The sequence below is a fragment of the Serratia liquefaciens genome (assembly GCF_027594825.1).
GTDB lineage: Bacteria > Pseudomonadota > Gammaproteobacteria > Enterobacterales > Enterobacteriaceae > Serratia > Serratia liquefaciens_A.
In genome coordinates this window covers 3,538,326-3,561,512 of the sequence record NZ_CP088930.1, presented here as the reverse complement: position 1 = coordinate 3,561,512, position 23,187 = coordinate 3,538,326, and the positions used below count along the sequence as shown (strand labels likewise).

The window sequence follows — 23,187 nt, the reverse complement described above, 5'->3', positions numbered from 1 at the left end:
GAGATACACTTGGAACAGCTTTTTGATTAACCAATTTTTTACACTTGAATAACGATTACTCAAGCGGTTTGACTAATAACTGTGCGCTGAATCACTTAACACGGAAAAGGCCAAGGTAAAAAATGCCGATTACCCGACTGGAAAATCCTCGTATTTACAGACAGATAGCCGACCAATTGAAACGGCTCATCGATAACAATGAATTTCCTCCCGGCAGCCGCCTGCCCTCCGAACGCGATCTGGCCCAGCAGTTACAGGTTAGCCGGGCCTCCGTTCGAGAGGCGCTGATCGCGCTGGAAGTGATTGGCCTGGTGGATGTCAAAGTCGGCAACGGGGTGATCGTCCGGGCGCAAACGCCGGTGATGACATCGCAAGAGCCGGTGATGGCCCAGGCCGGCCGGGATCAGTGGGCAGAAATCGATGATGAATTGAATATCGAGCTGGATTTTAACGCCGAGCTGCCGCCGTTCTCACTGCTGCAAACCCGCCTGTTGATCGAACCCGAAACCGCAGCACTGGCGGCGCGCCACGCCACCGATCAGGAACTGGCGGGTATCCGCGAGGCCTACGAGCAAAACTGCCGTGATAACCGCGCAGGATCGGCCACCCATCCCGGCGATCGGTTGTTCCATATCCGCATCGCACAGGCCAGCGGCAACCCGGCTTACGCCTTTATCATCGGCCACCTGCTCGGCCACCGCTACGGCAGCATGTTCCGCGTACTTCAGCGTCACTACACGCCGGATGATATGCCGCACCGTTCCGAACAGGAACACCGGGAAATTCTGGCCGCTATCGAGGCGCGTGACGTGCGTGGCGCACGCAAGGCGATGAAAGCGCATCTGGACGAAGTGATCGCCATTTTCGCCCGCGCGCAGTAGGACGATTGACCGGCATCAGGGCGGTGGGAAATTTTTTCTCAAACCGCCTTTTTTCCACATGCAGCCAAGGCTCAGGCACATTACACTGACAGCAGATTAAGCCGTCCCCGGCCCTTTCCCTGCTGCCTTTTAAAATGGATAACGACCGTTGAAGAACTCTTTCTCCGCTTCATTGCTGGCGCTGAGCCTGTGTGCCGCTCCGCTGGCCGCGCAGGCCGCCGCCCCGCAGCTGGCTTCGCAAATCGTCGACCAATATGCCGAGCACATATTCTACAACAGCGGCGCCACCGGCATGGCGCTGGTGGTGATCGACGGCAATCAGGTGGTTAACCGCAGTTTTGGCGACACCAAACCCGGCAACAACCTGCGCCCGCGCCCGGATTCCCTGATCCGCATCGCCTCGATCACCAAGCTGATGACCAGCGAAGTGATGGTCAAAATGGCGGCGGAAGGCCGGGTCAAGCTCAACGATCCGCTGCGCAAATACGCCCCGTCGGGTGCCTACGTACCGGCTTATAACGCTCGCCAGCCGATCACCTTGCTGAACCTGGCCACCCACACCAGCGCCCTGCCGCGTGAGCAACCGGGCAAGAAACCGCCAAAAACGCCGGTGTTCACCTGGCCGACCAAAGCGCAGCGCTGGCAGTGGCTGGAGCACGCCAACGTGACGGTTCCGCCGGGCGTACGCGCCTCTTACTCCAACCTGGCGTATGACCTGCTGGCGGATGCGCTGTCACGGGCGGCAGGCAAACCTTACAGCGCCCTCCTGAAAGAAAAAATCACCGCGCCGCTCGGCATGGTCGACACCACCCTGACCCCCAGTGCCGAGCAGTGCTCACGGCTGATGGTCGCCGCAGCCGGCCCTAGCGCCTGCCGCGATACCACGGCCGCAGCCGGCAGCGGCGGCGTCTACTCCACCCCACGCGATATGCAACGCTGGATGCAACAGTTCCTCACCTCCAACGTCTCCGGCTCACGCAAATCAACCGCAGCCAGCGAGCAGACCATGTACTTCCAGCGTAACGATCTGGTTTCGCTCAAAGGGATGGATGTGCCGGGTGAAGCCAGCGCCCTGGGATTGGGCTGGGTGTATATGGCGCCGAACGGTGAACTGCCGGGGATTATTCAGAAAACCGGCGGTGGCGGCGGCTTTATTACCTATATGGCGATGATCCCGCAGAAAAACGTTGGGGTATTTGTGGTGGTAACCCGCTCGGAACTGAGTAAATTCACCAACATGAGCGATCCGGTGAACCGGCTGGTGAGTGATTTGGCGACCAACAAAAGCTAATGCCGTAACGGGGCGCAGCCCGTGCGCCCCGCCATTTTCAGACTAACGCCGCCATCTTGTGCATCACCGGATGGAAGTTGCGTTTGAAGTAGATCAGACCGTTACCGCCCGCACTCACACGGATCTGGCGAATTTGCACCAGATAAACCTGATGGGTGCCAATGCTTTGGATCTGCTCGATCTCCCCTTCCAGACTGGCCAACGTGTTACGCAGCACCGGTTGATCCAGCGCGCCGTTCTGCCATTCCTCCAAACGGAAACGCTCCTCCATGCTGAGTTCGGTCATCCCGGCAAAGTGGCGTGCCATCAGCTCCTGCTCATGGTTCAACACGTTGACGCACAGGCGCTGATTCGCCTGGAAAACCGGGTTCATCGCACTGTTGCGGTTAATGCAGACCAGCAGCGTCGGCGGCGTATCGGTCACCGAGCACACGGCGGTGGCGGTAATGCCGCAGCGCCCCGCAGGGCCGTCGGTGGTGACGATATTCACCGCGGCGGACAAGCTGGCCATCGCGTCGCGAAACAGCAAACGGTGTTCATTTTCCTGAGACATACACCCCTCCTTCAGGATCACTTGAGCAAGTTATCCAGCTGATTAATATCACCATTATTATGCAGATGCGGCACTTTCCAACCGTGCTGGTCGTAGTCGGACAGGCATTTGTCGACCATCTCCATCATCTGGTTCATGGCGCCGGATCCCTGTGCGTTGCGCAGACACTGTAGGCGGATCTCATCCTGGCTGCCGGCGTAGTTGATCTCATACAGCTCGTGGCGACCGCCGAATTCGCTGCCGATCGCATCCCACATCAGCTTGAGGATCTTGATGCGTTCAACGTGATCCATACCGTCGGATCCGCGCACGTAACGAGAAAGGTATTTATCGATCTCCGGGTTATTCATGTCGCGCACGCTGGACGGCAGATAAATCAAACCGCTGGTGACGTTCTTTTCGATAATGTGCTTCACCTTGGTGTAGGCCATTGGTGCCATCACGCGGTAAGTTTGCATCGCGGTGGAATCCGGCAGATAAGCGCCGTTTTCCCATTGGGTGGCCTCGGCGCACATCGCATCGCTCAGTGACCAGAACATATTGCGCCAGGCCACCACTTCGCCAAGATCGGCCTGTACGCCACGGAACTCCAGCACGCCGGTACAGGACAGGCTTTTTTGCAGCAGCGCGGTGATAAAGTCCATCTTCACCGCCAGGCGCACACAGGCCTGCAGCGGGAACAGACGAGCGAATCCCCCTTGGGTGCTCCAGCGGCGACAACGATCGAAATCGCGGTAGATCAACACGTTTTCCCATGGGATCAGCACATGATCCATAATCAGGATCGCATCGTTCTCATCGAAACGGCTCGAAAGCGGATAATCGAACGGAGATCCCGTTGCGCCGGCCACCAGTTCATAGGAGGCGCGAGAAATCAGCTTCACCCCTTCGGCATCCATCGGCGCCACAAACATCAGCGCGAAGTCCGGGTTATCCCCCATCACCTGGGCAGAACCGAAACCGATAAAGTTATAGTGGGTCAGCGCCGAGTTGGTCGCCACCACCTTGGCCCCGCTGACGATGATGCCCGCGTCGGTCTCTTTCTCCACCTGAATGTAAACGTCTTTCACTTCGTTGACTGGTTTGTGGCGATCAATCGGTGGGTTAACGATAGCGTGGTTAAAGTACAGGCCGGTTTCCTGAATGCGTTTGTACCAGTGGCGCGCGTTATCAGCGAACTGACCATAAAACTCGGGATAAGCCCCCAGCGCGCAACCGAAGGCCGCCTTGTAGTCCGGGGTGCGCCCCATCCAACCGTAGCTCTGGCGTGACCAGTCGGCGATGGCATCACGCTGCTGGCGCATCTCTTGCGGGCTGCGGGCGTAGCGGAAGAACTTGTGAGTGTAACCGCCGTTGCCGGTATCGGTGTTCCAGCACAGGCGATCCTGGCTGACCGGATCGTGCAGCGAGTCGTACAGTTGGCCGACCGAAGCCGCCGCATTGCGGAATGCCGGGTGGGTGGTGACATCTTTCACTCGTTCGCCGTAGATATAAATTTCACGGCCGTCCTGCAAACTTTTCAGGTATTCAGCACCGGTGAACGGGCGTTTGTTGTCAGCACGAAAGTCTTCAGGTTTCATTTAAGTCTTCCTCGTAATCGGCATAGTGCAGACCGTGGATTCGGCCGCTTGTTAAAATAATGTTTTCTTTTGGTTGCTTAATTGAAGCTTCCAGGGCCGGTTTCGAGAAGAGACTTTTGCGGCAAACGCCGGTACTTTTCAGGCTGGTAGGCCGCAATTGCCGCGAATTGTGATCCAGACGGTGTTCCACCGTTATGAAAGGGGATGTTGAGCAGCGCGGTAGGTCGAGGGTGAACAGCCTTCCAGACGATTGAAGAAGCGCGCGAAATAGGCCGGATCCTTAAAACCCAGGCTGTAGGCCGTTTCATGCACCGTGCAGGCACTGAACAGCAGCATGCGCTTGGCTTCGCGCAGCAGGCGATCGAAGATCAATCTTTTGGGGGGCTGGTTGGCAAACCGCCGGCACAAATCGTTCAGCCGCGATTCGGTGACGCCGAGCGCCTGCGCATAGTCCGGCACTGCCAGGTGATCGCGAAAACGCTCGTCCACCATCTTGTTGAAACGCTGGAACAGCTTCAGTTCGCCACGCACGCCGCTGGTGGCGGTATCCTCCAGCGTGGTATTGCGCAACAGCAGGGTAAACACCGCCTGCGCCAACAGCACCAGCGTCTGTTCGCGGCCCACTAACCTCTGGCTGAACTCACGCCGGATCAGCGCCCAGTAATGGCTAAGCGCGGTCAATTCCTGCGGTGCATCCGCCAGCGACAGGCAAATGCCCGGCATGTCCAACGCCAGATTGCTGCCAGGGTAGAGGCGTTCCAGCAAAGGCCAAATCAGCTCCTGGCGTACCGTCAGCACGTGGCCGTCACTGTCCGGTTCGGTGAAAAACGCATGGGGCACCGAGGGCGGCGTCAGGATGAACAGCGGCGCCTGCACCGAATAGTGCTGGCTGTCCAGCTGCAGCTCAATCTTGCCGGTCTCCAGAAAATGCATCTGGAAAAACCGATCGTGCCAATGCACCTGCATATCGCGGCCAAAAAACGCCGCCAGCCCGGCGAAGGTTTCATAGTGCACTTCGTCGGTGGCGTAACGCGCATCGTACTCTTTGCAGATATCGATATTGGCGATAAAACCGGTACTTTTCTGCATGTAGTGACCTCATCCCCCAAGAACGGGTTGAGCATGCTCAACCCCTACAGGTATCCGGCAGGGGTGCCGCAAGCGGCCCCCGCAGTTCAAGGTGTGGCCCGTGGGCGCGAACCCTGCATCGGGATCCGCCAAACGATCACGGCACCGATGATCAACAACGCCGAAACGAAATACAGCCCAGAGTTAAAGCTGCCGGTCAGATCCTTAAACCACCCGATCAACACCGGGCTGACCGCCGATCCGATATTGCCGGTGGCGTTGATCACCGCGATCCCAATCGCCCTCGCCTCGAGGCTGATGGACTGATCCGGCGTGGTCCAGAAGATCGCCATCGCCGTGAACGACCCCACCGACGCCATCACGATCCCCAGCAGCTGGATCATGCTGTGATCGGTGGCCGACGCCAGCAGCCAGCCGGCAGCGGCAAACAGGTACGGCAGCGCGGTGTGGTATTTGCGCTCTTGCAGCCGATCCGATCTCTTACTCCACCACACCATGCCGGCGATGGTACAGATCTGCGGGATCGCCGCCAGAATACCGATCACAATGTTGCTGCTGCCCTGGTTGAAGCTCTGCAGGATCTGCGGCGTCCAGATATTGATGGCGCTCAGGGTGTTGGTCAGACAGAAATAAGCCAGGGTATACATCAGCACGATCGGCGTGAAGATTTCCCTCCACAGGCTGCGCTGCTGCAGCGCCCGATGGCTGTGCGGCCCATTGGGTTGCACCAGTTGCAGCTTGTCTGCCTCCATCATCGCCTTCAGACTGGCTTTTTCTTCATCGGTCAGCCATTTGGCCTTGGCCGGGGTATCGTCGAGATAGAACCACACCACCACGCCCAACAGCACCGAAGGAATGCCCTCCAGCAGAAACAGCCATTGCCATCCCTTGAGGTTCATCAGCCCGTCGAGCGCCAGAATATAGCCGGACACCAGCGAGCCAATCGCCATAGTCACCGGCATGGCGATCATAAACAGCGCGTTGGCGCGAGCGCGGTAAAAAGCCGGGAACCAATAGGTGAGATACACCAGAATCCCCGGCAGAAAACCGGCCTCGGTAATACCTACGATCATCCGCAATAGGTACAGGCTGGTCGGCCCGGTGGCGAATAGCGTGCAGGTCGAGGCTATCCCCCACAGCACCATGATGGTGGCTATCCAGCGTCGCGCGCCAACAATCCCCAGCATGATATTGCTGGGAATGCCGAAGATCACATAGGTGACATAAAACAAGGTTGCCGCCAGGCCGAACATGGTCGAGCTCAGGCCGAGATCCTTGCCCATCGTCAACCCGGCGAAGCCGATATTGATGCGGTCGAGGAAAGAGAAAACAAACAGCACAAACAGGAAGATAATCAGTCGCCGAAATAACTTTTTAATCACCGATTGCTCGGCGGCGGTTAACGCTTTATGTTGCTGCGCCGGGTTGGCCGGCGGCAGCGAATCGACGTTGCTCATGGTGTCTCCAATAAGATGGCTGCCTGCAACCTAATAAACGCTCGGGGATTGCACGGGCGGCCGCTCCTGCTTAAAGCGGCTGGCCAACGATTCCGCCGCTCGCGCCAGCAGGGTGGTATCCACCCCTACTGCGACAAACAGCGCGCCGGACGCCAGATAGTGCTGCGCCAGTTCCGGATTGGCCGTCAGAATGCCCGGAGCCTTGCCTGCGGCGCTGATGCGCGCTATAGCGTCATCGATGGTTCGCTGCACTTCCGGCTGCTGCGGATTGCCGGAAAAACCCATGTCGGCGCTGAGATCCGCCGGGCCGATAAACACCCCGTCGACCCCCTCCACCTGCAGGATGGCATCCAGGTTTTTCACCGCCTCGCGGGTTTCGATTTGCACCAGTACGCACATCTGCGCGTCGGCCTGTTGCAGATAATCCGGCACCCTGTTCCAACGGGAAGCCCGTGCCAGCGCACTGCCAACGCCGCGTATGCCGTGCGGCGGATAACGGGTGGCTCGCACCGCGTCACGCGCCTGTTCTGCGTTCTGGATCATCGGGATCAGTAGCGTCTGCGCGCCGACGTCCAACAGTTGCTTAATCATCACCGGATCATTCCATGCCGGACGCACCACCGGATGACTCGGATAAGGCGCGATGGCCTGCAACTGGCCCAGTACCGTTTGTACGTTGTTGGGCGCATGTTCGCCGTCGATCAGCAGCCAGTCGAAACCGGCCCCGGCCAGCATTTCTGCGCTGTAGCTGCTGCACAGCCCCAGCCACAGGCCAATCTGCGGGCGTTTTTCCTGCAACGCCTGCTTGAAAGGGTTGGTTAACATGGTGTTCTCCATTGGTTTTTTCACTCTCCCCCGGGAAAGGGCCGATCAGACAAACCGGCAGCTGATGCAGCCCATCGGGCCATAATCCGCATGGAAGGTATCGCCGCGTCGGGCGGCAACCGGTCGGGTGAAGGAACCGCCAAGGATCACCTGTCCGGCTTCCAGCTCTACGTCGTACGGGAAGAGTTTGTTGGCCAGCCAGGCCACGCCGTTGGCCGGATGATTCAGCACCGCCGCCGCCACGCCAGACTCCTCGATCACGCCGTTGCGGTACAGCAACGCGCTGATCCAACGCAGATCCAACGCGTCCGGTTTGATCGGGCGCCCGCCCATCACCACCCCGGCATTGGCGGCATTGTCAGAAATGGTGTCGAACACCTTGCGCGGGCGCTGAGTTTCGGGATCCACGTTATGGCTACGCGCATCGATAATCTCCAGGGCCGGGATGATGTAATCGGTGGCGTTGTAAACATCGAACAGCGTGCAGTTCGGCCCGCGCAGCGGCTTGGCGAGCACAAAGGCCAGCTCAACCTCGACGCGCGGTACGATAAAGCGATCGATGGGAATATCGCTGCCATCGTTGAAGAACATGTCGTCCAGCAGCGCGCCGTAATCCGGCTCGGTGATCTGGGAACTGACCTGCATGGCGCGCGACGTCAGGCCGATTTTATGGCCCTTGAGTTTGCGCCCCTCGGCGATCTTCAGCTCTACCCACTGGCGCTGAATAGCGTAAGCGTCTTCAATGGTGATCTCGGGATGATCCAGCGACAGCGCGCGGATCTGCTCGCGGTTTTGCTCCGCCTGATGCAAGCGCTGCACGGCACGACTCACCAGCTCTTTATTCAACATTGACGGCCCCTTAGCCTTGGCGAAATAGCGCGTGGACATTGTTTTGCTTGTAGTTCAGCACCGGATCCAACTCTTCCATCGTGAAGGACAGCGCCAGATAGCGCCTGGCCATCAGCGCGGCGAAATGTTCTTTGATCAGGGCAAACAGCATCTCGCCCACCTGTTCACGACTTTCCAGGCTGCGGCCGTGACCAATCTTCAATGTCATATGCACGAAGGCGTAATCGTGCTTACCGTCGGCCATCTGCCAGGTATCCAGCCAGATAGCGCGGCTGCGCACGCCTGCCAGCGGAAAAATACCGGTGTCCGCCAGTGCCTGATTGACCTTGGCGAACAACGCGGGGAGCTCGGCTTCTTCGCGGATGTTATTGGTGCATTCAGCATAAAAATGCGGCATAGCAATCTCCGGGAAACGAATTTGCGCGAACGCCTGTCCGCGCGTTGGGGGCTACAGGGTGTTGCCGAGCTTAAAGCCTTTCTCTGTATCGCCTTGACGAGTATAGGAAAAACCATCCGCGCCAATGGTGACGGCCATTTCGCTTGGCGCGTTGCGTTCGATAACCGGCTGCGGCTGGCCATCAAGATCGAGCACCAGTGACCCCTCGGTGTACCAGCTTGGCACTACCGGGTTGCCCCACCAGTCGCGGCGCTGGTTATCGTGCACATCCCAGCTCACGGTCGGGTTGTCAGGATCGCCGGTGTAGTAATCCTGGGTATAGATTTCTACGCGATGGCCATCGGGATCGCGCAGATAGAGATAGAAGGCGTTAGAGACGCCGTGGCGGCCTGGACCCCGTTCGATCAAATCGGATTTACGCAGTGCGCCGAGCTTGTCGCAGATAGCCAGAATGTTGTGCTTTTCATGGGTGGCGAACGCAATATGGTGCATACGCGGCCCGGCGCCGCCGGTCATCGCGGTGTCGTGCACCGTGGCTTTGCGGCGCATCCAGGCGGCGTAAACCACGCCATTTTCATCACGGATATCTTCCGTCACGCGGAACCCCAGCCCCTGGATGTATTCCACCGCGCGCGGAACGTCGGGCGTGATCTGGTTAAAGTGGTCAAGACGTACCAGCGCCCCTGGCGTGTAGAGATCGTAACGCCAGGCCAGACGCTCGACGTGCTGCACGTCGTAGAAGAATTCGTACGGGAAGCCGAGCGGATCCTCTACCCGCACCGAATCGCCAATGCCTTTGGCGAAACCATTCACCCGGCGCTCGGTACGGCAACCCAGCGCTTTGAAATAGGCTTCGGCGCGATCGACGTCTTCCGGCGTACGCACGCGGAAGGCAAAGGCCGCAACGGCAGCCACCGGCCCTTCACGCAGCACCAGGTTATGGTGGATAAACTCTTCCATCGACCGCAGATAGAGGGTTTTTTCGTCCTCGGCGGTCACAACCAGACCCAGGATATCGACGTAGAATTCGCGCGCGGCTTTAAGGTTGGTGACCTGAATTTCCATATAGGCGCAGCGCACAACATCGGGAGCAGGGACAGCATGGGTGGTAAGTTTTGTCGTCATTGTTCTCATCTCCTTCGTTTTTATTATGGGTTGAGGCTTAAACGCCCCAGCGCGGGATCGGGTGGTCACCCATGGAAATGCACACGTTCTTCATCTCGGCGAACACTTCAAAGCTGTATTCCCCACCCTCGCGGCCGGTGCCGGAGGATTTCACGCCGCCAAACGGCTGGCGCAGATCGCGTACGTTTTGGGTATTCACGAAAACCATCCCCGCTTCAATATTGCGGGCCAGACGCAGTACCTTGCTCACATCCTGCGTCCAGATGTACGACGCCAGGCCGTACTCCACGTCGTTGGCCATGCGCAGGCCGTCTTCTTCCGATTTGAACGGCAGCAGGCAGGCCACTGGCCCGAAAATCTCCTCCTGCGCGATACGCATCCGGTTGTCGACATCCGCCAGCACCGTCGGGCGCAGGAAATTGCCGTGGCTCAGGCCGGCCGGTTTGTCCGGGCCGCCGGCCAACAGGGTGGCACCTTCTTCCAGCCCGAGGCGGATATAGCCGGACACTTTTTCCCAGTGCTGCTGGCTGATCAACGCCCCAACCTGCGTGTTGGGATCCTGCGGATCGCCTACGCGCAGGCGGTTGGCGCGCTCGGCAAAACGTTTGACGAATTCCGGGTAAATGCTCTCCTGAATAAAGATGCGCGAACCGGCAGTGCAGCGTTCGCCGTTGATCGAGAAAATGGTGAACAGCGCGGCGTCCAGCGCACGTTCGATATCGGCATCCTCGAAAATCAGTACCGGCGACTTCCCGCCCAGCTCCATGGAAAACTTCTTCAAGCCGGCGCTTTCGATGATCCGGCGCCCGGTGGCAGTGCCGCCGGTAAAGGACACCGCACGCACGTCTTTATGACGCACCAGCGCATCGCCGGCGGTGGCGCCGTAACCCTGCACCACGTTGAGCACCCCGGCCGGAATACCGGCTTCCAGCGCCAGTTCGCCCAGGCGATCGGCGGTCAGCGGCGACAGCTCGGACATTTTCAGCACTGCGGTATTGCCCAGCGCCAGGCAAGGCGCAGTCTTCCAGGTTGCGGTCATGAATGGCACGTTCCACGGTGACACCAGCGCACATACCCCCACCGGCTGGATCAGCGTGTAGTTGAGCATCTTGTCGTCCACCGGATAGGTGCGGCCGTTCATCTGCTGGCAGATCTCTGCAAAGAACTCAAAGTTGTGCGAAGCACGCGGGATCAGCACGTTTTTGGTTTGGTGGATCGGCAGACCGGTGTCGGCGGTTTCCATCTCGGCAATCTGCGGCACGTTCTCGTCAATCAGCTCGCCCAGACGACGCATCAGGCGAGCACGCTCTTTCATTGGCGTATTAGCCCATTTCGGGAACACAGCCTTGGCGGCAGCCACCGCCTGATCGATCTCCAACTGCCCGCCGGAAGCGACCTCTGCCAGCACCTCGCCGTTGGCCGGATTGGTGGTGGTGAAATACTCTTTGCTGGCTACGTTCTTACCGTTAATCCAATGGTTGATGGTTTTCATCGCAGGCTTTCCTCGTAATCTTTTTCACTGATGATGTGGTTAACCAGACGGCCGATGCCCTCAATCTCCACCACCACTTCATCGCCCGGCTGCACGTCGGCCAGCCCTTTCGGCGTGCCGGTGGCGATCATGTCGCCCGGCTGCAGCGTCATAAATTCGCTCAGGTAACTGATCAGGTAGGGAATATCGAAAATCATGTCGGCGGTGCTGCCGCGCTGGCGCAGCTCGCCGTTGACGTAGGTGCTGAGTGCCAGACGGTGCGGATCGGCGATATCGTCACGATCGACGATGTACGGCCCAATCGGCGTCAGGGTATCGCGGCTTTTCACCCGCAGATTTGGGCGGTAATAGTTTTCCAGATAGTCGCGAATGGCGTAGTCATTGCACAGCGTGTAGCCCGCCACGTATGCCATGGCATCTTCGCGGCTGACGTTACGCGCCGTCTTGCCGATCACCGCCACCAGCTCGGCTTCGTAGTGCATATAGTCGACGTTGGCCGGACGTACCGAAACCTGCCGATGGCCGGTCAGGGTGTTCGGCGCCTTGAGGAACACCAGCGGCTCTTCCGGGGCCTTGAATTCCAGCTCGCTGGCGTGATCGGCATAGTTCAGCCCCAGGGCAAACACCGTGCCCTGCGCCGGTGGCAACCACTCGACGTCCTGCTCTGGCAACACCGTGCCGTCCGGCAACGTCACGCGCAGTTGCTCGTCGACGCTGACATTAACAATTTGGCCATGATGGCGAATACGGGCATGTCTCATGTTGTTTCTCCTGCCTGCACTACGCGGTTGGTCAGGGTCGGTAAACCGGCGGCACGCACCCTCACTTCATCTCCGGGTTTGATGTCCACCCGTTGGTGCGGCGTGCCGATCAGCACTGCGTCGCCCGGCTGCAGGGTAATAAAATCGCTGATGGCGGCGATCAGTTCCGGCACCGAACGCACCAAATCGGCTGTCGACCAGCGGTCCTGTTCCACCCCGTTGATTTCGGTGATGATTTCCAATTGCTCGGAATTCACCAATGCACCTATCTCCCCCAACGGGCAAAAACCGTCGCGGCATTTCGCTTTGATCGCCGGGCGGTAAAAGCTACTTTCCGGCAGGCTGATGTCATTGGCCAGCGCATAACCGGCCAGATAGTCGGCGACCCGTTCAACCGGCACCTTACGGGCGGTGTTGCCAATCACCACCGCCAGCGTAGCGCCGCTTTGCACCTGCTCACCGGCAGGAAACGGGATCGCCCCGCCGTTGGCGAGGTGGGTATTGCGCGGTTTTATAAACCACACCGGGGTCTTCGGCGGGGTTTTATACGGCGGCTGATGAAACGCCTGATCCCAGGCGTCTATCTGGCTGCGGTGGTTCAACGCGACGGAAAATACGGTGCCTTTCATGCAAACTCCTTTCAATGACACAACAGGGCAATTTGGCATTCATTAATATGTTAATGAATACTTTTATACGCTGTTCAGCTTTTACGCAACGCGGGTGGATTGATTTGTGATCGTGATAACAAAATATTCACAACCCATGAACATTAGCGTGATTATTCAACGGATTAATCATTTTTAGCTGATTTTTACCGCTGTATAGGCGTTTTCGCTTTATCCATCGGGGTAAACTTGGCTACTATTAAGTTATTAATAAAATCAGGATTTACAGGAAGGGATTGCAGCGCCCGTGGGGCCGCCTGCCGAGCCCCGCCGGTAAATGCCGGAACAAAGAACCCCTTATAGCCAAGGCCAAATCTATGCATGAGTCCTTAACCATTGCCCTGCTGCAAGCGCGTGAAACCGCCATGGGCTTTTTTCGCCCGATCCTGAAAAGCCATAACCTGACCGAACAGCAATGGCGCATCATTCGCGTTCTGGCCAACAGCCGTTCAATCGAATTCCACGAATTGGCGGCAGAAACCTGCATCCTGCGCCCCAGCCTGACCGGCATTTTGTCGCGCATGGAACGCGATAAGCTGATTTTCCGCCTGAAACCGGTTAACGATCAGCGCAAGCTGTACGTGTCTCTCACCCAGCAGGGGCAGGAGCTGTATGAAGTGGCGCGCCACCAGGTAGAACAGGGGTACGCTGAGATCGAAGCCGCATTTTCACAGCAGAAAATGGACCAGTTGATGACCTTGCTGGACGAACTGATCACCCTGGGGGAGAAACTGCCCGCCAACGTGACCGCCCATCCAACAAAGAAATGATCCTTTCGATTATCATCCTCTAAATAATTGGCGTTGCCGCCAGGCTGCAACGTCAAGAAAGAACAGGATGGGCCTCGGGGAGTAATGCGCCGCCGTCCACCACCAGCGTTTGGCCGGTCATATAGGCGGCCGCCGGCGAGGCGAGAAACACCATCGCCGCCGCGATGTCTTCCGGCTCCCCCAATCGCCCGAGCGGCACTGCGGCCGCAATCGCCTGATTGACCGCCGCGCCCCCCAGATTGGCCATCGCCGGCGTGCGGATCATCCCCGGCTCCACGCCGTTGACCCTGACGCCGGCCGCCGCCAGTTCCAGCGCCGCCGCGCGAATAAACCCATTGACCCCGGCCTTTGAAGCGGCATAGTGCGCCAGCCCCGGATAGGCGACCCGTGGCCCGGTCACTGACGAAGTCACCAAAATGCAGCCCCCGCCCTGACGCTGCATCCAGGGTAACGCCGCCTGTGCCAGAAAGAACGGCGCCATCAGATTAACGCTCAGCGTGCGTTGCAATAACACGGCGTCAATCTCGGCAAAGGGTGTCAGCGGGAAGTAAGCCGCGTTATGGATCACCACGTCCAGCCGTTGATGCTGCAACCCCACCACCGCTATCAGTTCGGTAATCTGCCCCGAATCGGCCAGATCGCAGGCCATCGCCTGTACCTGCCCGCCCTGTTGTTGCAGTGCCTCGGCGGCATCCTGCGCTTTTTGCAGCTGCAGATCCGCCATCACCACCGTCGCGCCCAACTGAGCAAAGGCACTGACGATCGCCAGCCCGATGCCCTGCGCACCGCCCGTCACCAGTACCACCTGACCGCTGAAGGCATCGGCCGCATAGGTTGCATTCATCGGCCTATCCCCGTGGGTGACGCGTGGTGTTCAGCACCTGCGCATGGGCGCCTACCGCAAAATTGCTCAGCGCGCTGAAATCGCTGCCCTGATAGCCGAGGATCTTGCCGTCGGTGCGCATGCCTTGCAGGTCGATAATGACTACGCCCAGCGTCGGCACAATCTTCTCCCGCCAGACAAACAGGTACAGCTGTTCGGCTACCTTCACGTAGTGGCAGCGATCGACATCCGCCAGCCCTTTTTCCACGCCGTCCAGACACTGCCAGGCATAGAAATTGTCGTTCAGATAAATGTGTTCGTAACGCTCGGTCGGGCTGTAGGTATACATATTGCGCATGCCGATCAGCTCGTCAGTGAACTGTGGCGGCTCAGCATCGGCGTTATCCAGCGTGCCAAAGTGGAATTCAACGTTGACCGCCGTCAGCGGCAGCCCTTGCTCAACCCGGCTGAAGGCGTCCAGACGGGCCTGTTCCTCATCCGGCAATTGGCCATACACCGCCGTGAAATTCCCCTGGTTGCGATCGCACACCAGCGTAATACTGGCGTTATCCTGTGCGGGATCGAGAAAATCGATAAACAGAATGCCGGGGCGGATGCTGGTGGCGCGATAAGCGATGCCCCTGTACTCCCCCCAACTCAGCGTCTGCTCATCGACAAAGTGACAACTCAGCATTTCACCGTCGGCAAAACGTAATGTCAGCGTGTTACCGCTCAACCCATGCTGCTGTTCCAGCGTATTGCTGTGCGGCGCAAAGCCTTCCGCCAGTGCGCCAACCTGAATAAATACCGCTTCTGTACTCATTTGATGCTCCTTAAAGGGAAGTAAAAGCCAATGTCGGTACGTCGACGATGGTGGAGCCGCCGTCGGCCACCAGCGCCGCACCGGTAATGATCGACGCTTCGTCCGAACAGAGAAAACGGCAGATACCGGCGATCTCTTCGGCGCTGGCCGGGCGACGCAACGGCACGTCGCGGCATACCCGTTGGTAAGCCTGCTCCAGCGTAAGGTGGTACTCAGCCATCAGCGGCTGCATCTCTTCATCCGCCATCGGCGTAGTGACCCAACCGGGACACACCGCGTTGGCACGCACGCCCAGCGGGCCGTAGTCACGAGCGATGGAGCGCATCAGCCCAATCAGCGCATGTTTGGCGGTCACGTAGCCGCAAACCTCCGGCCCGGCGGCCAGCGAAGCGATCGAGGCGACAAACAGCAGGTTGCCGCCGGTTTTCACCAGCTCCGGCAGGCAGGCGCGGGCGCTGGCAAAAGCACTGTTGAGATTGCTGTCCAGCGCCAGACGCCACTGGTCATCGTTCATTTCGGTAATCCGCCCCAGCCCCATCCCGCCGGCGCTGCCGATCAGGCAGTCGATGCACCCGGCCTGTTGCAAAATGGCCGGCAACAGCTGGCTTTGCCAGCATTCGCCGCTGGCGGCGTCCCCCACCAATACCTGCGCGCCAATGTCGTCCGCCAGCGCCATCAGAGGTTCACGGCGGCGGCCGATGATAAATACCCGATCGCCCCTGCTCGCCAGCAGCCTGGCGCACGCAGCCCCCACGCCGGTGCCGCCGCCGGTAATCACCACGACTCTACTCATCCAGTTTCTCCATCAATTGGCCGATCATCAGCAGGCTGCTCAGCAGCAAGCGCCGCTGCTCCGGTTCCAGCCGCAGATAGCGGCGACCGGCAGGCAAACGGCTGACCACTTCCGAAGCGGCAAAATGTTCGATCTCCAGCCGCCAATGACCGGCAGCGACCGTCAGTTGGATACGCCGAAAATCAAGCTGCTCCAGCGTTTCAGCAATCTGCGGATAGCGCCGCAGAGCGGCAATCATTCGCTGCGCTGCGGCATCATCCCGGGTCGCGCGATAAACGATACCGCGTCGCCGTAACCACCCCCCGGCGTTAATACCTAGCGTCAGCGGTTCCTTCTGCGAGCACGCCCCCTGCACGCAGAAACGCTGGCTGACGATATGCGCCATAAACAGCGCGCTGACCCGTTCGCTGATGTCGATAACCGCTCCCTGTGGCAGGGTCAGGCGCAGCAGGCAGGGCGAAAGACGTTCGCAGTCATAGGGCTGCAGACTGTTCGCCAGGCGGCTGAGGGTCACCCCTGGCTGGTAGCCCGCCGGAGGACGCTGCCAATAGCGATTAAGTGAGGGAAGTAAGCCGATCAAACTGCGCCTCCTCGCTTTCCGCTTTGGCAAAGGCCGTTTCCAGTACCTGTTCGACCGGCACCGGTTTAAACGGATTGACCTTTTGTACGCACAGGGTCCAGAACAACGCATAGGCGGCAGTCAGGCCAATCATGATGCTGAACGGGATATAGACGGCACGCGGATCCATGCCCGGCGGGGTGATATAGATAATCGCCAGCACGATGCCCACGCTGGAGACAATTTGCGGCAGCGGGAACCAGGGAGATTTGTAAGCGCGTGGCAGATCCGGGCGGCGAATACGCAGGATCACCACCGAGCAGGTGACCAGCAGGTAGGCCACGCCCCAGGCGCACACCGCCGCCAGCACCAGCGGAATGATGCGGTCGAGATTGCCCTGAATGGCGAAGGCATGCACGCAGGGTATTAACACCGCCACCAGAATACCCACCACCGGGGTTTTAAAACGGGGGTGCAGATAGGCGAAGATACGTGGCAATGCCCCGTCCAGCGCCATGCCATAAAGAATGCGCGGCACCGCCGCCATCAGCGTGTTGATGGTCGCCGCCCCGGCCAGCAGCAGCCCGATACCCAACCAGTATTTGCCGAATTCGCCCATCACCTGACCGGCAAAAGCCGGGATCGCCATCGGCGTATCCAACAGATGAACGCCGTTGGCGGCATCTACCACCACATTTTCCACCTGATGGCTGAGCGCCGCGCCGTACAACGCCATGCAAACCGCCACGCCGCAGAGTCCCAGCGACATTGCCCGAGGGATCACGCTGGCGGAGCGTTTGATCTCCGGCGCCATCGGCGTGACCAACTCACACCCGACGAACATGAACATCGCCATGCCGATCAGGCTGAATACCGCAAAGGGATCGCTCAGGCTCAGCGTGCTGCCAAACCAGCCTTCCAGCGGTACCGCATGCGGCGAAAGCAGCCCGGTAATGCCAAATATCACCAGGGTGCTCCACATGGCGAAGGTCAGCACGATCTCCGCTTTACCGAAGGCCTCAATGCCGAAGGCGTTGAGTGCACCGAAGACGATGACCAAACCCACCCCCACCATCCAGGAAGCATTGTGCGTTTCCATCAGGGTATTAAGGTGCTCAAAATTCACCAGCGCCATGATGCCGGAGAGAATGGTTTCGGCGGTCCCGGCAAAGATATGCACGATCAGGTAGGCCGACAGCGCGCCGGTAATGGCAAAAAAACGTCCCATACCACAGGCGATATAGTCATACACCGATCCTGAGGTCGGCAATATCGCCGCCGCCTCCGAGAAGGTGGTGAGCTGGGCCTGCATCATGATAAAGGCGATCAGCATCGCCAGCGCGAAGGTATCGCCGCCGATGCCGAAACCGCTGGTCACGGTGAGGATCACCGGGCTGGCCATAATCACCCCGACCGAGCTGGCCAGCGTGGTGGGGAATCCGACCTTGCCCCGCTCAAGATGGGCATGAAGCCGCGACGACAGGTTCATGGTTATATCCTCTTATAGTTTTATCGTTTGGCCCTGATGGTGCATTTGCAGGTGTTTCGTCGCCAGTGGCGGCAATATCACTATAGAGAGGAAAAGAAAATGCTGACTATCGTCCTTAAGGACGAGGCCAAACCATAGCTTTTTCGTCTTACCTTTGGTGCCCAATCAACCGTTATGGTTTTCGTTGGCAGGAAAAGGTTTTCACAGAGAGAACCAACGGGATTAAGGCTGTCTATCGTTCTTAAGAACGAGCCGCGGGGAGCGGCATCAGCGGCGAGACTGGCCGGTGATATCGCAGGGGGTCACCACGCCGAGGGGGAAATTGCTGTAAATTCAGCAGGAAGGCCACAGGTCATTCGTTAATATATTAATAAAATATCGACACCCATGCAGCACTGTCGCTGCCGAGGCTTCTTCGTTGCCTTGTTATTTATGTGTTTTATTGCAATCAGGCTCACGTTGTTAATATGTATTTATTGTGTTGCACAATTGCTATCACTATGCTTGTATCGTTCACATATTGACCGAATATTCCAGACCGAACGATAAAGGGAGGAAATGAATCATGCACATTGCATCGTCCGATGCCTTTATCAACAGCTGTTTGACCACCATTGCACACCTGATCCCGGTGTCCGCAGGGGTGTTTTATTTGGTTAACCATGACCTACGGCCAGACCACTATATTTTGCACGGCATCTCCGATAAAACCCATCAGCAGTACTTGAACCATTTCCAGCAGATCGATCCGCTCAAGCCGGCCAACTTTCACCAGCAGGACATCAATATGGTCGGCATGAGCCCGGCGGCAATCGCCAATAACCGCCATTACTATCATGACTTTATGCTGCCCAATGATATGCGCGACATGACGGAGATCTTTATTCGGCAGCGTAAACGCATCGTTGCCGGAGTGTCCTTGATCCGCGATACGCCGTTTACCGAACTGGAACGCGGTCGCCTGCGGGCGGTGATGCCGCTGATCGAACTGGCGACCCGCGACCTGTTGCCCGACGGGGAAGCCCGCCTGCTCACCGCCAAAGAGCAGGAGATCGTCAATATGGTGCGTGAAGGCGCCAGTAATAAACGCATAGCGTTGAAGCTGGGTATTTCGCTTTCAACGGTAAAAACCCATATGCGCAATATTTTTGCCAAAACTGAAGTGGTCAACCGTACCGAATTGGTGGCCAGCAGCTTTATTGCCCACGGTTAATAAATAGAGCCATAACATCGGCTTATAGTGGAGAAAATAAGTTCGTTAATTATTCGCCATTCATGGCGCGGTTTCCGCCTGCCCAGAATACGGCAACGCGGTTATATCTGAGTCAGGCTTAACCTGCGGGGATACTTATTATGTCCAGTGATTCCGTTTCTGTACCCGCTGCCGGGGCGGCTCTCCCCTGCCCGCCGCGGCTGTTGACCGCCATCATCATCTTTGCCGCCATTGCACCGGGCATCCTGATGACCGCTCCGGCGGTTGCCGCACAGCTGGCCAGCCAATGGTCGCTCACCCCCGCGCAAATCGGCCATCTGTTTTCCACCGAGCTGGGGGCCATGAGCCTCGCCACCCTGCCCGCCTGGTGGTGGATCAGCCGCGTTAACTGGCGCCGGGTGGCAACCCTGGCTGCGGGGGTGTTTATCGTCGGCAATTTGGCGTCGGCACTGGTCAGTGATTTTCACCTGCTGCTGGGGCTGCGCTTCATCGCCTCTTTGGCGGGCGGCACGCTGATGATCCTGTGTATTACCTGTGCCGGTGGCACCGCCAACCCCAGCCGGGTTTACGCGTTATGGGTACTGGGCCAACTGGTGCTGGGCGCCGTTGGCCTGCTGGTGCTGCCCCTGCTGTTCGCCCATTTTGGCCTGATGGCGGTATACCTGATCCTGGCGGCCATCATGCTGTGCAGCTTGCCGTTGCTTTCCGCCTTTCCCAGCGGCTTTCATCCTGCTCAATCCACCGCCCATGCCACGGCAACGCCATGGCTGCGCAAAGCCTTCGCCGTTCTGGCGGTGCTGACCTTTTATATCAGCCTGAGCGCAGTCTGGACCTTTATCGGCAGTATCGCCCACGCGGCCGGCCTTTCGCCGGTCAGCAGCGGCCAGGTGCTGGCGTCCGCCACGCTGTTTGGCATCGTCGGTGCCGGTGGTGCGGCCTTCATCAGCGCCAGGCGAAGCGGCAATGGGCTCATCTGGCTAAGTTACGGCTTGCTGATCGCCGGCATTGCGCTGCTGTTCCACACGCCGCAGCTGCTGCGCTTTGCGCTGGCGGCGGTGCTGTTCAAGTTTACCTGGACCTTTGTGCTGCCGTTTATCCTGGCCCGCGTCGCCGGGCTGGATAACAACGGCAAGCTGATGAACAACATCAATCTGGTGATTGGCGGCGGTATGGCGATCGGCCCAACGCTGGCCGGTTACTGGATTGAGTCTTCAGGCGGTTTCGACAGGCTGCTGGTCGGGGCGCTGGGCAGTGCGCTGCTGTCGCTGCTGCTGATTTCGCTGGCTTCACCGCGCGTTCAACGCGCCATTTAACAGGAGTAATAAGGTGAAAAGAAAAACCGGTTTCTTGTTTGATGAACGCTGTTTCTGGCACAGCACCGGCCTGCATGCCACTACGCTGCCGGTCGGCGGCTGGGTGCAACCGCCCTCAGGGGCGGGCCATGCCGAATCGCCGGAAACCAAACGGCGGATGAAAAACCTGATGGACGTGTCCGGCCTGTCGCGCCAGCTCCAGCTGCTGAGTGCCGACATGGCGACGGAAGAAGACCTGTTGCGCATTCATCCGGCCGACTACCTGCGACGTTTCAAACAGCTAAGCGATAACGGCGGGGGCATGCTGGGTGAGGAAGCCCCTTTGGGGCCGGGCAGCTACGAGATAGCCAAACTGTCCGCCGGGCTGGCCTGCACGGCGGTCGAAGCGGTGCTGCAGGGCAAACTGGATAACGCCTATGCGCTGTCGCGCCCACCGGGCCACCATTGCCTGCCGGATCGGTCGATGGGGTTTTGCTTTCTGGCCAATATCCCCATCGCCATCGAGCGTGCCAAAGACAAATACGGTTTGGGCAAAGTGGCGGTGCTCGATTGGGACGTGCATCACGGCAACGGCACGCAGCATATCTACTGGCAACGTGACGACGTGCTGACGCTGTCGCTGCATCAGGACGGCTGCTTCCCGGCGGGCTACTCCGGTGAACAGGACCGCGGTGCCGGGGCAGGAGAAGGCTTTAACATCAATATTCCGCTGCTGGCAGGTGCCGGTGACGACGGCTATCTGTATGCCATGCGGCAGATCGTGATCCCGGCACTGGAGCGCTTCAAACCCGAGCTGATCATTGTCGCCTGCGGCTACGATGCCAATGCCCTCGACCCGCTGGCGCGCATGCAGCTGCACAGCGACAGTTTCCGCAGCATGACGGCTCTGGTGCAGGACGCTGCCGACCGCCTGTGCAATGGAAAGCTGGTGATGGTGCATGAGGGCGGTTATGCCGAGTCCTACGTGCCCTTCTGCGGTCTGGCAGTGATGGAGCAACTGAGCGGTATTCGCACCGAGGTCGAAGATCCGCTGCTGGCATTCATCCGCCAACAGCAGCCGCGAGACGCCTTCAACCTGTTCCAGCGTCAGGCTATCGATGCGCTGGCGCAGCACTTTATTCGCTAAATATCCTGGGGCACCGCACGCAGTGCCCCTACCCATTCTCCGCTTTGCCGCTACGCTGAATATGACCCTTCCGATGAGAAAATACGATGTCTGAACAGAAGATCAGCTTTATCAAAGGCGGCCATGGCGATATTGCCGTGCATGACTGGGGCCATGACCGGCCGCGCTTTCTGGCGCTGCTGGTGCACGGTTACGGCGAGCATCTCGGGCGCTATCAGTACGTAGCCCGTACGCTGGAAGCCCAGGGTGCGCGGGTGTTCGGCCCCGATCATCTCGGTCATGGGCTTTCGCAGGGTGAACGCGTATTGATTGAGGATTATGACGCCGTGGTCGATGACGTTCGCCGCGTGACGGAGCATTTTCAGCAGCTGCATCCTGACGTCCCCCTGGTGGTCATCGGCCATTCCATGGGCGGGATGATTGCCACCCGCTACGTTCAACGCTATGGCGATGGCGTGCGTGCACTGGTGCTTTCCGGCCCCTTGATTGGCGAAAGAACCCTGATTTCCGATCTGCTTGATCTGCCGGTGATCCCAGATACGCCGCTCGATCCCGCTACCCTGTCGCGTGACCCGGCGGTGGGGGAAGCCTATCAGGCCGATCCGCTGGTATGGCATGGGCCATTCAAACGCCCGACGCTGCGGGCAATGCAGCAGATCCTGGCGAAAATCAACGCCGGCCCGGGCTTCGGCACGCTGCCTACGCTGTGGATACATGGCGATGACGACAGGCTGGTGTTAATGGCGGAATCGCAAACCGCGATCGATCTGCTCAAGGGCAGCGATTTCGAAGCGATGGTCAATCCAGGCGGGCGGCACGAGAGTTTTAACGAAACCAACAAGGATCAGATATTAAGGCGGATCACCGACTTTATCGATCGGGTGCTGGGATAGCGGAATGCCCCTCTCCCGGCGGAGAGGGGCCAGTTCACGATCAACCTTCTACGATCGCCAGGTAATGTTTTACAAAACGATCCGAGGTGATCTCCCAGCGTACCGGGGTGCCTTTTTCGACAAACCACGAATCCCCGGCCTGGTACTGCACGGATTGACCGGTCTTTTCGTCGGTCAGCGTCGCGGTGCCTTCCCACACCGTGGCGTGTTCGGAGAACGGATACTCCATCACAAAGGTGCCGCGCGTGCAGCTGAAAATGCCACAGTTCAGGTTGTCGGTCGGCTCACCGAAAAGGCTCGCCACCCCGACGTTTGGCTCACCGGCGATCACTGTGGCGCCCAGGTTGCTGACGCTGCCAATGTCCAACAGTTCAGGCAGTGGTTGCTTAAGCAGTAATGGTTTCATGTTTCTCTCCT

At 58.7% G+C, this 23,187-nt stretch carries 24 protein-coding genes; 7 read left to right on the top strand and 17 right to left on the bottom strand.

What is annotated here, in order from left to right; all coding sequences use genetic code 11:
* Window positions 1–122: 122 nt before the first annotated feature.
* On the top strand, window positions 123–881 hold the full coding sequence (locus LQ945_RS16275; protein ID WP_020825094.1) for a FadR/GntR family transcriptional regulator: 759 nt from the start codon (window positions 123–125) through the stop codon (window positions 879–881).
* 148 nt (window positions 882–1,029) lie between these two features.
* Complete coding sequence (ampH, locus tag LQ945_RS16270) at window positions 1,030–2,172, top strand: D-alanyl-D-alanine-carboxypeptidase/endopeptidase AmpH (RefSeq protein WP_270101241.1); 1,143 nt, start codon at window positions 1,030–1,032, stop codon at window positions 2,170–2,172.
* 37 nt (window positions 2,173–2,209) lie between these two features.
* Here the strand turns inward: ampH and hpaC are convergent, their stop codons facing one another.
* The 11 genes from hpaC to LQ945_RS16215 all read right to left on the bottom strand — a co-directional run bounded on the left by hpaC (window position 2,210) and on the right by LQ945_RS16215 (window position 12,929).
* On the bottom strand, window positions 2,210–2,725 hold the full coding sequence (gene hpaC, locus LQ945_RS16265; protein WP_262242134.1) for a 4-hydroxyphenylacetate 3-monooxygenase, reductase component: 516 nt from the start codon (window positions 2,723–2,725) through the stop codon (window positions 2,210–2,212).
* Between the two features lie 17 nt (window positions 2,726–2,742).
* On the bottom strand, window positions 2,743–4,305 hold the full coding sequence (gene hpaB / locus LQ945_RS16260; RefSeq protein WP_182820740.1) for a 4-hydroxyphenylacetate 3-monooxygenase, oxygenase component: 1,563 nt from the start codon (window positions 4,303–4,305) through the stop codon (window positions 2,743–2,745).
* 192 nt (window positions 4,306–4,497) lie between these two features.
* Complete coding sequence (gene hpaA, locus LQ945_RS16255) at window positions 4,498–5,394, bottom strand: 4-hydroxyphenylacetate catabolism regulatory protein HpaA (RefSeq protein WP_044554078.1); 897 nt, start codon at window positions 5,392–5,394, stop codon at window positions 4,498–4,500.
* 86 nt (window positions 5,395–5,480) lie between these two features.
* A complete protein-coding gene (hpaX, locus tag LQ945_RS16250) occupies window positions 5,481–6,851 on the bottom strand; it encodes a 4-hydroxyphenylacetate permease (protein ID WP_044554077.1) in 1,371 nt (456 codons plus the stop codon).
* A 30-nt stretch (window positions 6,852–6,881) separates the two neighbouring features.
* Window positions 6,882–7,676: a 4-hydroxy-2-oxoheptanedioate aldolase gene (gene hpaI, locus LQ945_RS16245; RefSeq protein WP_044554076.1), complete on the bottom strand. Its 795-nt coding sequence runs from the start codon at window positions 7,674–7,676 to the stop codon at window positions 6,882–6,884.
* A gap of 45 nt (window positions 7,677–7,721) precedes the next feature.
* Entirely contained in the window at window positions 7,722–8,525 is an 804-nt protein-coding gene (gene hpaH / locus LQ945_RS16240; RefSeq protein ID WP_044554075.1) for a 2-oxo-hept-4-ene-1,7-dioate hydratase, read from the bottom strand.
* 10 nt (window positions 8,526–8,535) lie between these two features.
* Window positions 8,536–8,922 (bottom strand): 5-carboxymethyl-2-hydroxymuconate Delta-isomerase, encoded by a 387-nt coding sequence (locus LQ945_RS16235; protein ID WP_020825086.1) that lies wholly within the window; start codon window positions 8,920–8,922, stop codon window positions 8,536–8,538.
* A 51-nt stretch (window positions 8,923–8,973) separates the two neighbouring features.
* A complete protein-coding gene (hpaD, locus tag LQ945_RS16230; RefSeq protein ID WP_270101239.1) occupies window positions 8,974–10,047 on the bottom strand; it encodes a 3,4-dihydroxyphenylacetate 2,3-dioxygenase in 1,074 nt (357 codons plus the stop codon).
* Between the two features lie 37 nt (window positions 10,048–10,084).
* Window positions 10,085–11,539, bottom strand: a complete 1,455-nt coding sequence (gene hpaE, locus LQ945_RS16225; RefSeq protein ID WP_270101237.1) for a 5-carboxymethyl-2-hydroxymuconate semialdehyde dehydrogenase — start codon at window positions 11,537–11,539, stop codon at window positions 10,085–10,087.
* Window positions 11,536–12,300 (bottom strand): fumarylacetoacetate hydrolase family protein, encoded by a 765-nt coding sequence (locus LQ945_RS16220; protein ID WP_020825083.1) that lies wholly within the window; start codon window positions 12,298–12,300, stop codon window positions 11,536–11,538. Before LQ945_RS16220 ends, hpaE begins: the two co-directional genes overlap by 4 nt.
* Window positions 12,297–12,929 carry a fumarylacetoacetate hydrolase family protein gene (locus tag LQ945_RS16215; protein ID WP_270101236.1) on the bottom strand — a complete coding sequence of 211 codons (633 nt, stop codon included), beginning with the start codon at window positions 12,927–12,929 and terminating at the stop codon, window positions 12,297–12,299. Before LQ945_RS16215 ends, LQ945_RS16220 begins: the two co-directional genes overlap by 4 nt.
* Before the next feature lie 356 nt (window positions 12,930–13,285).
* Here LQ945_RS16215 and hpaR point away from each other — a divergent pair, with 356 nt between their 5' ends.
* The gene (hpaR, locus tag LQ945_RS16210; RefSeq protein ID WP_262242170.1) at window positions 13,286–13,738 is read left to right on the top strand and encodes a homoprotocatechuate degradation operon regulator HpaR; all 453 of its coding nucleotides are present in this window, start codon (window positions 13,286–13,288) and stop codon (window positions 13,736–13,738) included.
* A gap of 52 nt (window positions 13,739–13,790) precedes the next feature.
* Here the strand turns inward: hpaR and LQ945_RS16205 are convergent, their stop codons facing one another.
* From LQ945_RS16205 to LQ945_RS16185, 5 genes are read right to left on the bottom strand one after another with little or no spacing between them, the layout of a single operon-like run.
* Window positions 13,791–14,582 (bottom strand): SDR family oxidoreductase, encoded by a 792-nt coding sequence (locus LQ945_RS16205; RefSeq protein ID WP_270101235.1) that lies wholly within the window; start codon window positions 14,580–14,582, stop codon window positions 13,791–13,793.
* 4 nt (window positions 14,583–14,586) lie between these two features.
* Entirely contained in the window at window positions 14,587–15,384 is a 798-nt protein-coding gene (locus LQ945_RS16200) for a MoaF C-terminal domain-containing protein (RefSeq protein WP_270101233.1), read from the bottom strand.
* Between the two features lie 10 nt (window positions 15,385–15,394).
* Complete coding sequence (locus tag LQ945_RS16195; RefSeq protein ID WP_270101232.1) at window positions 15,395–16,177, bottom strand: SDR family NAD(P)-dependent oxidoreductase; 783 nt, start codon at window positions 16,175–16,177, stop codon at window positions 15,395–15,397.
* Window positions 16,170–16,757 (bottom strand): DUF3156 family protein, encoded by a 588-nt coding sequence (locus LQ945_RS16190; RefSeq protein ID WP_270101231.1) that lies wholly within the window; start codon window positions 16,755–16,757, stop codon window positions 16,170–16,172. The genes LQ945_RS16195 and LQ945_RS16190 overlap by 8 nt, the downstream gene beginning before the upstream one ends.
* Window positions 16,732–18,225, bottom strand: a complete 1,494-nt coding sequence (locus LQ945_RS16185; protein WP_044554068.1) for an APC family permease — start codon at window positions 18,223–18,225, stop codon at window positions 16,732–16,734. The genes LQ945_RS16190 and LQ945_RS16185 overlap by 26 nt, the downstream gene beginning before the upstream one ends.
* Window positions 18,226–18,790: 565 nt before the next feature.
* On the opposite strand from LQ945_RS16185, the gene LQ945_RS16180 reads away from it, so the two are divergent.
* The 4 genes from LQ945_RS16180 (at window position 18,791) to LQ945_RS16165 (ending at window position 22,770) form a co-directional block, all read left to right on the top strand.
* Complete coding sequence (locus LQ945_RS16180) at window positions 18,791–19,438, top strand: helix-turn-helix transcriptional regulator (protein ID WP_182820756.1); 648 nt, start codon at window positions 18,791–18,793, stop codon at window positions 19,436–19,438.
* A 140-nt stretch (window positions 19,439–19,578) separates the two neighbouring features.
* Window positions 19,579–20,751, top strand: a complete 1,173-nt coding sequence (locus tag LQ945_RS16175; RefSeq protein ID WP_270101230.1) for an MFS transporter — start codon at window positions 19,579–19,581, stop codon at window positions 20,749–20,751.
* A 13-nt stretch (window positions 20,752–20,764) separates the two neighbouring features.
* On the top strand, window positions 20,765–21,877 hold the full coding sequence (locus LQ945_RS16170; protein ID WP_270101229.1) for a class II histone deacetylase: 1,113 nt from the start codon (window positions 20,765–20,767) through the stop codon (window positions 21,875–21,877).
* Window positions 21,878–21,963: 86 nt separating this feature from the next.
* Window positions 21,964–22,770: an alpha/beta hydrolase gene (locus LQ945_RS16165; RefSeq protein WP_270101228.1), complete on the top strand. Its 807-nt coding sequence runs from the start codon at window positions 21,964–21,966 to the stop codon at window positions 22,768–22,770.
* A 40-nt stretch (window positions 22,771–22,810) separates the two neighbouring features.
* Here the strand turns inward: LQ945_RS16165 and LQ945_RS16160 are convergent, their stop codons facing one another.
* The gene (locus LQ945_RS16160) at window positions 22,811–23,176 is read right to left on the bottom strand and encodes a cupin domain-containing protein (protein WP_044554062.1); all 366 of its coding nucleotides are present in this window, start codon (window positions 23,174–23,176) and stop codon (window positions 22,811–22,813) included.
* Window positions 23,177–23,187 lie beyond the last annotated feature (11 nt).